The sequence below is a fragment of the Roseateles sp. P5_E11 genome, assembly GCF_054049355.1.
In genome coordinates, this window is record NZ_JBFUMO010000181.1 from 1 (window position 1) to 10,215 (window position 10,215).

Annotated in this window: 9 protein-coding genes and 1 pseudogene; 4 read left to right on the forward strand and 6 right to left on the reverse strand. The window is 67.5% G+C overall.

Annotated elements, in window-relative coordinates:
• Together ACXJKR_RS15000 and ACXJKR_RS15005 are read right to left on the reverse strand one after the other, a co-directional pair.
• Positions 1-266, reverse strand: a pseudogene (locus ACXJKR_RS15000) (3-deoxy-7-phosphoheptulonate synthase); the annotation flags it as partial.
• A gap of 52 nt (positions 267-318) precedes the next feature.
• The gene (locus ACXJKR_RS15005; protein WP_457323506.1) at positions 319-1,245 is read right to left on the reverse strand and encodes a DMT family transporter; all 927 of its coding nucleotides are present in this window, start codon (positions 1,243-1,245) and stop codon (positions 319-321) included.
• A 100-nt stretch (positions 1,246-1,345) separates the two neighbouring features.
• On the opposite strand from ACXJKR_RS15005, the gene ACXJKR_RS15010 reads away from it, so the two are divergent.
• From ACXJKR_RS15010 to ACXJKR_RS15025, 4 genes are all read left to right on the forward strand, one after another.
• A complete protein-coding gene (locus ACXJKR_RS15010) occupies positions 1,346-2,287 on the forward strand; it encodes a LysR family transcriptional regulator (protein ID WP_457323507.1) in 942 nt (313 codons plus the stop codon).
• Between the two features lie 14 nt (positions 2,288-2,301).
• Complete coding sequence (locus ACXJKR_RS15015; RefSeq protein WP_056196149.1) at positions 2,302-3,342, forward strand: quinone-dependent dihydroorotate dehydrogenase; 1,041 nt, start codon at positions 2,302-2,304, stop codon at positions 3,340-3,342.
• Positions 3,343-3,350: 8 nt separating this feature from the next.
• Positions 3,351-3,848 (forward strand): outer membrane protein assembly factor BamE, encoded by a 498-nt coding sequence (locus ACXJKR_RS15020; RefSeq protein ID WP_457323508.1) that lies wholly within the window; start codon positions 3,351-3,353, stop codon positions 3,846-3,848.
• Between the two features lie 65 nt (positions 3,849-3,913).
• Complete coding sequence (locus tag ACXJKR_RS15025) at positions 3,914-5,935, forward strand: alpha/beta hydrolase family protein (RefSeq protein WP_056196144.1); 2,022 nt, start codon at positions 3,914-3,916, stop codon at positions 5,933-5,935.
• Between the two features lie 111 nt (positions 5,936-6,046).
• Here the strand turns inward: ACXJKR_RS15025 and ACXJKR_RS15030 are convergent, their stop codons facing one another.
• The 4 genes from ACXJKR_RS15030 to ACXJKR_RS15045 all read right to left on the reverse strand — a co-directional run.
• Positions 6,047-6,529: an FxDxF family PEP-CTERM protein gene (locus tag ACXJKR_RS15030; protein ID WP_056196142.1), complete on the reverse strand. Its 483-nt coding sequence runs from the start codon at positions 6,527-6,529 to the stop codon at positions 6,047-6,049.
• 203 nt (positions 6,530-6,732) lie between these two features.
• The gene (gene parC, locus ACXJKR_RS15035; protein WP_457323509.1) at positions 6,733-9,060 is read right to left on the reverse strand and encodes a DNA topoisomerase IV subunit A; all 2,328 of its coding nucleotides are present in this window, start codon (positions 9,058-9,060) and stop codon (positions 6,733-6,735) included.
• Positions 9,057-9,713: a lytic transglycosylase domain-containing protein gene (locus ACXJKR_RS15040; RefSeq protein WP_457323510.1), complete on the reverse strand. Its 657-nt coding sequence runs from the start codon at positions 9,711-9,713 to the stop codon at positions 9,057-9,059. Before ACXJKR_RS15040 ends, parC begins: the two co-directional genes overlap by 4 nt.
• Positions 9,710-10,215: GNAT family N-acetyltransferase (locus ACXJKR_RS15045; protein WP_457323511.1), on the reverse strand; the 506-nt coding region annotated here is incomplete at its 5' end. The genes ACXJKR_RS15040 and ACXJKR_RS15045, both read right to left, overlap by 4 nt.

A 10,215-nucleotide genomic window follows, 5' to 3' on the forward strand; every position in this document is an offset into this window, starting at 1 on the left:
GCCTGGTCGTGGTCGTGGATGGAACAGGGGCCGACGATGACAAGCAGGCGGTCGTCGCGGCCATGCAGCACGTCACTGATCTGCTGGCGGGCCTGCTCGACCAGCTCCAACGTCGCGTCGGGGATGGGCAGTTCCTCGAGCAGCAGGGCCGGGCTGATCAGCGCGCGGACGGCGCCGATGCGGGTGTCATCGGTACGCGTCGTGTCGCGCGTCTCGTCGCGGGAGCCCGCTTCGCGGTCGTGGTGGGGATCGTCTAAAGGTTTCATTGCAGGGCTCCAGGCAAGCCCCGCATTTTGCCGGCTCTATCGAGCCGTCGGTTCACCGCTTGGCGGCGGCAAAGCACACCGCCAGCGCAGAGAGGCCAAAACCGGCCAGCGCCAGCGGCTCCAGGCGCTCGCCCAGCAGCACGAAACCCATCAGCGCCGACACGCCCGGGATCAGGAAGAACAGCCGCGCCACCTGCCCCGCCTGGCCGCGGCGGATCATGATGAACATCAGGCTGAAGGCGCCAATGGAGTTCACCAGGCCCAGCCACAACCACGAGCCGATCAGCTCGGGCGCCCAGTCGATGGCAAATCCTTCGGTCGGGCCTGCCACCGCAGCAACGGCCAGGGCCGACACGGCCATCTGCACGCCGGCACCGCTGCGCAGGTCCATGTGGGCGCAGAAGCGCTTCTGGTAGAGCGTGCCGGCGACGAGGCCGAGCAGGCCCAGGCCGGCCACGGCGTAGGCGGTCCAGGCGCCGTTCAGAGGCTTGTCGGCGATGACCAGGCCCACACCCACCAGGCCGCCGAGCAATGCCAGCAACTGGCGCTGGCCAATGCGCTCGGCCAGCCACAGGTGGGCACCCAGGGCCGTCGCCAGCGGCATCAGCCCGATCAGCAGCCCGGCCACGCCGGCGCTCAGGCCCCATTGCAAGGCGAAGTAGATGCAAGAGAAGTGCAGCACCTGCATCAGCAGGCCGACGACGGCCAGATGCGCCCAACCACGCGCCCGGTGCGGCCAGGGCGCGCAAGTGGCCATCGCTACAGCGAGCAGCACGACAGCGGCGAGGCCGAAGCGCAGGGTCAGCAAGGTCAGCGGCCCGGTGTGCGGCAGGGCCAGCTTGCCGGCGACGTAGCCGCTGCTCCACAGCAAGATGAAGAGCAGCGGCAGGCTGGACGCGACGACAGCGCTCAGCAGCCGATCGATCGGGCCGGGCCGGAAGGACCGGGCCATGCAGGGCGACAACGATGTGGTGGACATGGCAGCTCCTTAAAGGGATGGCTGCACTCTAGGAATCAATGGTCCAGGACACAATCCATCCAATAGTCGATTCAGAGTTTCCAAACGGAGCACAGTTACCATGGGCCGCCTTGAAGACCTGCAAGCCTTCGCCCGCGTCGTCGACGCCAAGGGCTTTTCGGGCGCCGCACGCCTGCTGGGCACCACCAAGTCGGCCGTCAGCAAGCAGGTGGTGAGGCTGGAGGACCAGCTCGGCACGCGGCTGCTGCACCGCACGACGCGCAGCGTCAGCCCGACGGCCGAGGGCCAGGCCGTCTACGAGCGCGCGTTGCGGCTGCTGGACGAGTCGCTGGCGCTGGAGACTGAGTTGGCCGGCCGCCGTGACGAGCCGCGCGGCGTGCTGCGGCTGTCGGTATCCACCGCCTTCGGCAATCTGCAGTTCACGGCGCTGGTGGCGGCGTTCTGCGCGCGGTACCCACAGATCGACGTCGTGCTGGGGCTGAACGACCGCTATGTCGACCTGGCCGAGGAAGGCTTCGATGTCGTGCTGCGGCTGACGCACAAGCCGTCGGACGGGTTGGTGGCGCGGCGGCTGGCAACGATCCGCTTCGTGCTTTGCGCCGCGCCGGCCTACCTCGAGACTCATGGCGAACCCCTGGCGGTAGCCGACATCTCCGGGCACCGCTGCCTGCGCTTTGGCTATCTGCAATCGCCCGACCGCTGGCGCTTCCGCCACGGCGAACTGGGCGAAGCCGAGGTCGAGACCCGCGGCGCGCTTCGCTTCGAAAGCGGGCTGACGGCCAACAGCAGCGAATCCCTGCGCGTGGCCGCCCTGGCCGGCCTGGGCCTGGCCGTGCTGCCCACCTATGCCGTCGGCGCAGACCTGCGCGCGGGGCGGCTCAAGGCCGTGCTGCCCGACTGGCAGCCGGTCGGCGGCCTGGCGGATGCCAACACCCTGTACGCCGTCTACCTGCCCAACCGCCATCCGGCGCCCAAGGTGCGGGCGCTGATCGACTTCATGCTGGAGCAGATGGGCGACGTGCCGCCGTGGGACCGCGACTGAGAGAATCACGGGCTATGCCGCTGATCCCCTACGCCCTCACCCGCCCCTTCCTGTTCGGCCTGGACCCCGAGCACGCCCATGAGCTGACGCTGAACAGCATCGCGAAGCTGCAGAACACGCCCGCGCAACTGCTCTGGTGCGGCGAACGCATCAGCGATCCGGTCACCATCGCCGGCCTGCGCTTCCCGAACCGCATCGGCCTGGCCGCCGGCCTGGACAAGAACGGCCGCTGCATCGACGGCCTGGGCGCGATGGGCTTCGGTTTCATCGAGGTCGGCACCGTGACGCCCAAAGGCCAGCCGGGCAACGACAAGCCGCGCATGTTCCGCCTGCCCGAAGCCCACGCGCTGATCAACCGCCTGGGCTTCAACAACGAGGGGCTCGCAAGCTTCATCGCCAACGTGAAGCGCGCCCACAGCTTCCGCAAGGCCGGCGGCATCCTCGGCCTGAACATCGGCAAGAACGCCGCGACGCCCATCGAGAACGCTGCGGACGACTACCTGCTCGGCCTGGAGGGCGTGCATCCGCATGCCGACTACATCACCGTCAACATCTCCAGCCCCAACACCAAGAACCTGCGCGCGCTGCAGAGCGACGAAGCACTGGGTGCCTTGCTGGGCACGCTGCAGCAGCGCAAGCAACAGCTCGACAGCCAGAGCGGTCGGCGCGTGCCGATGTTCGTCAAGATCGCGCCAGATCTGGAGGAAGACCAGGTTGCCGTCATCGCCCAGACGCTGAAGGCCAACGGCATCGACGGCGTCATCGCCACGAACACGACGATCGCGCGCGACGCCGTCAAGGGCCTGCCCTATGCGAACGAGATGGGTGGCCTGTCGGGCGCCCCGGTCTTCGAGGCCAGCAACCGCGTCATTCGCCTGCTGCGCGCAGCCCTGCCGGCGGGCTATCCCATCATCGGTGTGGGCGGCGTCATGAGCGGTGCCGACGCGCGCGCCAAAATCACCGCCGGTGCCGACCTTGTGCAGGTCTACACCGGCCTCATCTACAAGGGCCCGGGCCTCGTCAGCGACTGCGCGAGGGCCCTGGCCCAGCGTTGAATATCGCCATGCGACTCGCCGCCCTCGCTCTCTGCGCCGCACTGCTCACCGGCTGCGCGACGCCGGATCGCGATGCGCGGCTGAAGCCCGGCGTCAGCGGCGAGACGGACGTCATCGCACTCTATGGCCAGCCGGTGCGCACCTGGCCCGAGGCTGACGGCGGCCGGACGCTCGAATATTCGAACCAGCCGATGGGCCGGCACAGCTACATGGTTCGCCTGGCCGTCGATGGCCGGCTGGTCCGCATCGAGGACGGCCTCTCCCCTGCCGGCCGCGCCCGCATCGAGCCGGGCATGACGCCCGAACAGGTCAGCCGCATCCTCGGCCGCGAGCGCACGCGTGTGTTCTTCCGCCTCAGCGGCGAAGACGTCTGGGACTGGACCATCGAGCCCGACCAGGCGGGCTATGGCCTGCGCTTCAACGTCCACTTCAAGGACGGCGCCGTCGTTCGCACGACGCAGAGCATGGTGTTCCCGAGCCGGCTCTTCCCGGGCTTCGATGATTGACGCCCGCAAGGGCACATTACCGTTGCGGGTCGAGTAGGCTTCGGCCCCGTTTTCAGGGAGAAGTCATGAGAATCATCGCGCAGGCCAGCGTCACGCTGGCCCTGTTGTCGTCTGCACTCGCCGGCGCCCAGGCGCCCAAGCTACCCATCGAGGCCTTCTTCAGGCCGCCGGCTTTCGAGCGCGCCGTGCTGTCGCCTGACCAGAGCCGCGTCGCCGTCCTCGTCAACCGCCCTGGCGAGCGCACCAAGCTCGCGCTGGCTCGGGTAGACGACGACAGCCCCACCGACGTCGTCGCAGCCGTGGACCGGCTCGACGTCGCCAGCGTCCACTGGCTCAATCCCAACCGGCTGGTCTTTCAGGCCTGGCAGCGCCACGAACTGCGCGACACGCCAGTCTCCACGGGCCTCTGGGTGCTGGACGTGCGCAGCGGCGAGGTGACGCAGCTGATCTCCACGCGCTTCAACATCAACCCCGGCCAGGCCCAGACCGGCACGCGCATCAAGGAAGCCGTTGACAAACTGCTGCCCTGGAACTGGCGGTTGCTGCGCGCGCTGGACGACGACAGCGACGACGTCATGGTGCAGCGCTACACCTGGGACGAGAACGGCGAGTTCAGCCACGAGGTGCTGGGCCGGCTCAACACGCGCACGGGCAAGCTGACGCTGGTTACCGACAACGTGCCCAACCGCGTGGCCGAGTGGCTGGTGGACGGCAAGGGCCAGCCGCAGGCCTGCATCACGATGGAGGGCGCGGGCTTCGGCGTGCATCTCTTCGACGCCGAGACCCGGTCCTGGAAGCTCTGGCGCTCCGGCCGCCGCAACATCGACCCCATGCCGATGCCGCTGGCGCGCCTGCCGGGCGGTGACCTGCTCGTGGCCGGCCATGACGCGGCCGAGTCCAAGGGCGACATCCGCATCGTGCAGCGCCTCAGCGCGATGGGCGACAGCCGCCAGACCCTGCTCTCCATCCGTGGCTACGACTGGACCGGCCACCCGGTGCTGGACCGCGACAGCGGCCGGCTGATCGGCCTGCGCTACGAGGCCGATGCCGCTGACACCGCCTGGTTCGACAAGGACATGAAGGCCCTGCAGGCCGAGATCGACAAGCTGCTACCCGCCACCGTCAACGCCATCAGCTGCCGCGACTGCCTGAAGGACAAGCGCGTGCTGATCCACGCCGCATCCGACCGCCAGCCTGAAATCATTTACGCCTATGACCGCGACAGCCGCCAGCTGAAGATGCTGTTCCGGTCGCGTCCGTCCGTACGTGCCGCCGACATGGCGGAGCGCGAGGTTCTGCGCGTGAAGACCCGCGACGGCCTGGCCATGCCCGTGCAACTGACCAAGCCGCTCGGTGCGGCCGCCTCGCGTCCAGCGGTCGTGCTCGTGCACGGCGGCCCCTGGGTGCGGGGCAATCACTGGTACTGGAACGACATGGCGCAATTCCTCGCCAACCGCGGTTACCTCGTCATCGAGCCGGAATTCCGGGGCAGCGAGGGTTACGGAGAGCACCATGAAAACCTTGGCCGCAAGCAATGGGGCCAGGCCATGCAGGCCGACCTCGCCGACGCCGCCCAATGGGCCGTCGACAAAGGGCTCGCCGACCCCAAGCGCATCTGCGTCGCCGGTGCCAGCTACGGCGGCTACGCCACGCTCATGGGCTTGGTGCGCAACCCGGAGCTCTTCCGCTGCGGCTTCGAGTGGGCGGGGGTTACCGACCCGGCCTCGCTGTTCAGCCGCAGCCACACCGACATTCAGAGCATGTGGGCCGAACACGACCTCAAGCTGCTGGTCGGCGACCCGGTGAACGACGCGGAGATGCTCGCCACCAATGCGCCCGTCAAGCTCGCCGCCAAGATCAAGCAGCCGCTGCTGATGGCCTATGGCGCCGAGGACCGCCGCGTTGAGGTCCAGCAGGGCGTCGACATGAAAAAGGCCCTGGAAGCCGCAGGCCATCGAAGCCTGGAATGGGTGGTGTACCCCAACGAGGGCCATGGCTGGCGCTCGTTGGAGACGAGCGTGGACTTCTGGGGCCGCGTGGAGCGCTTCCTGGAGCGCCACATCGGCGCCGCAGCGGCCACCCCTTAGTCGATCGAGTTTGAGACGCCCATGAAAAAGCCCTGGATCAGGATGACCAGGGCTGTACGGGTCGTGAGCTGCCTGCGCGCCGTTGGGAGCGCGCAGGCAGTTCAACCGCGATCAGGAATCGCGGCGGCGACGCGAGGCGAGGAAGCCGATGACGCCCAGGCCTGCACCCAGAAGGGCGTAGGTTTCGGGTTCCGGCACCGCAGCCGCGACAGAGCTGATGGCGTATGTGGACGAGCCGGTAGCGCCACCCAGGACGGAGTAGTAGTAGCTGCCCGAACCCAGCGCCACGGTGTTTGCGGTGTTAAATCCCCAAGCGCCCACAAAGGAATCGTCACCGCCACCAACCATGTGGTCAGCTCCTGAGGAGTACAGCGTGTAAGCCGAACCCAAGAAGCTGCCGGGATTGGCGATCACGCTGCTGGTCAGCGTGCTGCTGGTACCAAGCGAGAACGAAAAGGTGTCGAACACGGCGCCAGAGACGGTGTTGCCACCGACTTCAAACGCATCATGCGCCCCCCAGTTGAAGGAAGCAGCTTGGCTGCTGAGCGCGGTTAGAGCCACCACGGATGCGGCGGCGAGGTTTTTCAATTTCATTGCGTAGCTCCTGACTTTGGACGGTCAAGCACAACCGCCGGAAACCATTGTGCAGTGCAGCGAAGACTGTTGAATCGCCTGCATACCCCTTGCACTAGGGACATCACGGGCCGGGTTTGTAGCAACTTGTAAACGCCGCCCTAAGCTTTGTCAGATGTGCACCAAGTCACGGCCGGCTGTCACCTTTTCTGAGCGCATGCACCTTATTCGGCCGTCAGGCGCGCGACCTTCTGCAGGCCGTCCACCGCTTTGCCCTTGCGGGCGCGTTTGCCAGCGTGGGCAGCCAAGGACTGGTTCTTCAGCAATTCCTCGCGCGGCTTGCCGCCGCGGCCGCTGCCGAGCACGCGCAACTGGGTCGTGAAGCAGGCGATGGACGCCACGCTGTCCTTGGCCTCCAGGTCCATCAGCATCAGACCCTTGCCGCCCTTGGGCTGGTGCTTGAGTTCATCCAGCGGGAAGCTCAAAAGACGCCCCTGGGCGCTCAGCACGCCAAGCTGGAGAGCGACTACGTCGTTAGGCACTGCGGCCAGGAGCGGCAGCTCGCCGTCGTCAAGCGCAAGGAAGGTCTTGCCGGCCTTCTGGCGCCCGACCAGGTCGCCGATCTGGGCGATCAGGCCATAGCCGGTCGAACCGGCAAACACCAGGCGCTGGTTCGGTGCACCGGCAACGTAATGGGCGATCTGGCTGCCCGTCTCCAGCTCGATCATGGTCGTGATGGGCTGGCCGTCGCCACGGCCACCGGGCAAGGTCGAGATGGGGACGGAGTAGACCCTGCCGTTGCTGCCGACCACGATGAGGGGATCGACGCTGCGGCAGCGGAACGCCCCCCACAGCGTGTCGCCGGCCTTGAAGGTCTGGGCGGCGATGTCGACCTCGTGGCCCTTGAGCGCCCTCACCCAGCCCTTCTGGCTGACGATGACGGTGACCGGCTCGTCGACGATCTTCACTTCGGCAACGACGCGCTTGTCGGCCTGGATCAGCGTGCGGCGGTCGTCGCCGAACTGCTTGGCGTCAGCCTCGATCTCCTTGATGACGGTGCGGCGCAGCGCCGGGGTGGAGCCGAGGATGTCTTCCAGCTTCGTGCGCTCATCGCGCAGCTTGGACAGCTCCTGCTCGATCTTGATGGCCTCCAGCCGTGCCAATTGACGCAGGCGGATTTCAAGGATGTCTTCCGCCTGACGGTCGCTGAGCTTGAAATGCTCGATCAGCGCGGCCTTGGGCTCGTCGGACTCGCGAATGATGCGAATGACCTCGTCGATGTTCAGCAGCACCAGCTGCCGGCCTTCGAGCACATGGATGCGGTCGTTGACGTGGGCCAGGCGATGCTCGGTGCGGCGGCGCACCGTCGTCTGGCGGAAGCCCACCCACTCGGCCAACACCTGGCGCAGGCTCTTCTGTGTCGGCCGCCCGTCGGCGCCGATCATCGTCATGTTGACGGGCGCGCTGCTCTCCAGGCTGGTGTGGGCCAGCAGCGTGTTGATCAGGTCCTGCTGCTCGACGGTGCGGCTCTTGGGCTCGAAGACGATGCGCACGGCCGCGTCCTTGCTGGACTCGTCGCGCACGCCGTCCAGCACCGCCAGCAGACTGGCCTTGAGCTGCAACTGGTCGGCCGACAGTGTCTTCTTGCCCGCCTTGACCTTGGGGTTGGACAGCTCCTCGATCTCTTCCAGCACCTTCTGCGCGCTGGTGCCGTGCGGCAACTCGGTGACGACGAGCTGCCACTGGCCGCGCGCCAGATCCTCGATCTTCCAGCGGGCACGCACCTTCAGGCTGCCCCTGCCCGAGGTGTAGGCCGCGCGGATGTCCTCAGGCGCGCTGATCAGCTGGCCGCCGCCAGGGAAGTCCGGGCCGGGGATCAGATCGAACAGCGCTTCGTCGGAGAGCTTGTCGTCCTTCAGCAGCGCCACGGCCGCAGCGGCCACCTCACGCAGGTTGTGGCTGGGAATCTCGGTGGCCAGGCCCACGGCGATACCGCTGGCACCGTTCAGCAGCACGAAGGGCAGGCGCGCCGGCAGCTCGACCGGTTCCTGCGTGGTGCCGTCGTAGTTGGCGCGGAAGTCCACCGTGCCTTCGTCGATCTCGTCCAGCACCAGGCGGGCGATGGGCGCCAGGCGCGCTTCCGTGTAGCGCATCGCCGCAGCGCCGTCGCCGTCGCGGCTGCCGAAGTTGCCGTGGCCGTCGATCAGCGGGTAGCGCAGCGAAAAGTCCTGCGCCATGCGCACCAGCGCGTCATAGACCGACYGGTCGCCATGCGGGTGGAAGTTGCCGAGCACGTCGCCGACGACCTTGGCGCCCTTGACGGGCTTGGCACCGGAGTTGCCGCTCCAGCCCAGGCCCAGGCGCTGCATCGCGTAGAGGATGCGGCGTTGCACGGGCTTTTGCCCGTCGGCATAGGACGGCAGCGCGCGCCCCTTGACGACGCTGAGCGCGTATTCGAGATAGGCCTGCTGGGCGTAAGCGCCCAGCGTCAGCGTGTTGTCGCCACCGTCGTCGGTGGGCGGGTTGAAGTCGATGGGGGTCTGGGAACTCATGGATGCAAGGTCAAACGCTGCGCGCGGGCCGGTTGGCTCTGCTGCAGCAGGGCCCAGTACAACTCGAGGACGAGATGCACGTGGGCCTGGGTTTCATCGATGTCGGGCACGCGGTTGCCGGCCCGGCGCACAGCGCCTTCGCCGGCATTCCAGGCCGCCAAGGCTGCGTCGATGCGGCCAAAGCGGCGCATCAGATCGGCCAGCATGCGGGCGCCGGTGTGGATGTTGATACGGGGCTCGATCAAGCGCGCCGCCTCGGCAGGCGAGGCGTAGCGGCTGGCCGTTTCGGGCGTGATCTGCATCAGGCCCGTTGCGCCGCGCGGGGACACGGCGTTGCGCTGGTAGCCGGACTCGACCGCAATGATGGCCTTCAGCAGGTCGGCGTCCACGCCGTGCTGGGCGGCGGCCTCGCGCACCCAAGGCTGGACGGCCTTCACTTCGGGAGCGATGTCCAGCCAGTTCAGCAGCGCCAGGCCCGCGTCCGTCTTGCCCGGCACGCGCTTCATGCCGACGCTGCCGAGCACGGGGGCATAGCGCGCGTCGAGTTGGCGCGGCGAGAAGTGGGCCATGCCGGCTGAGTCGACATAGCCCCACAGCTCGGCATGCACCGGCAGTGCCAGGCCGGCCAGCAGCAGGAGCAGCCATGGCTTCATGCGGCCTCCAGCCCGAGGGCCACACGCGCCTGGAATTCGCGGTCCAGCAGCGACATGACGATCAGCGAGTCATAGCCGTCAGCGCCGTCGGTTGTCACGCGCACGCTCTCACGCAGCCGGCCTTCCTCGACAAAGCCTTCGCTGCGATACAGCTCGAGGGCGCGCGTGTTCAGCGCCGTCACGTCCAGCCAGAAGCGATGGGATTTCAGCTGCGTGAAAGCCATGGCCTTGAGCTGGCGTACGGCCGAGCGCCCCAGGCCGCGGCCCTTGGCCTGCAGCACCAGGCGCTTCAGCTCGACCGAGCCGTTCGGGTTGCGGCAGCCCTGCAGGATGACAAAGCCGATGCGTTCCAGTTCGTCACCTTCTTCAAGGATGAAGTGGCGTGAGTCGGGAAAGCGGATGGCGCCTTCGTGCTGCGGGCGCTCCCAGGGCGTGATGAAGGGCAGGTTGGTACCGTCGCGCTCGACCGAGACGACCCAGTCGAGGTCGGACAGCATGGTGG

What these genes read in the sequence shown, in the direction of transcription:
- ACXJKR_RS15005 (WP_457323506.1), bottom strand. Translation starts at nt 1,245, where the DNA reads ATGTCCACCACATCGTTGTCGCCCTGCATGGCCCGGTCCTTCCGGCCC.
- ACXJKR_RS15010 (WP_457323507.1), top strand. Translation starts at nt 1,346, where the DNA reads ATGGGCCGCCTTGAAGACCTGCAAGCCTTCGCCCGCGTCGTCGACGCC.
- ACXJKR_RS15015 (WP_056196149.1), top strand. Translation starts at nt 2,302, where the DNA reads ATGCCGCTGATCCCCTACGCCCTCACCCGCCCCTTCCTGTTCGGCCTG.
- ACXJKR_RS15020 (WP_457323508.1), top strand. Translation starts at nt 3,351, where the DNA reads ATGCGACTCGCCGCCCTCGCTCTCTGCGCCGCACTGCTCACCGGCTGC.
- ACXJKR_RS15025 (WP_056196144.1), top strand. Translation starts at nt 3,914, where the DNA reads ATGAGAATCATCGCGCAGGCCAGCGTCACGCTGGCCCTGTTGTCGTCT.
- ACXJKR_RS15030 (WP_056196142.1), bottom strand. Translation starts at nt 6,529, where the DNA reads ATGAAATTGAAAAACCTCGCCGCCGCATCCGTGGTGGCTCTAACCGCG.
- ACXJKR_RS15040 (WP_457323510.1), bottom strand. Translation starts at nt 9,713, where the DNA reads ATGAAGCCATGGCTGCTCCTGCTGCTGGCCGGCCTGGCACTGCCGGTG.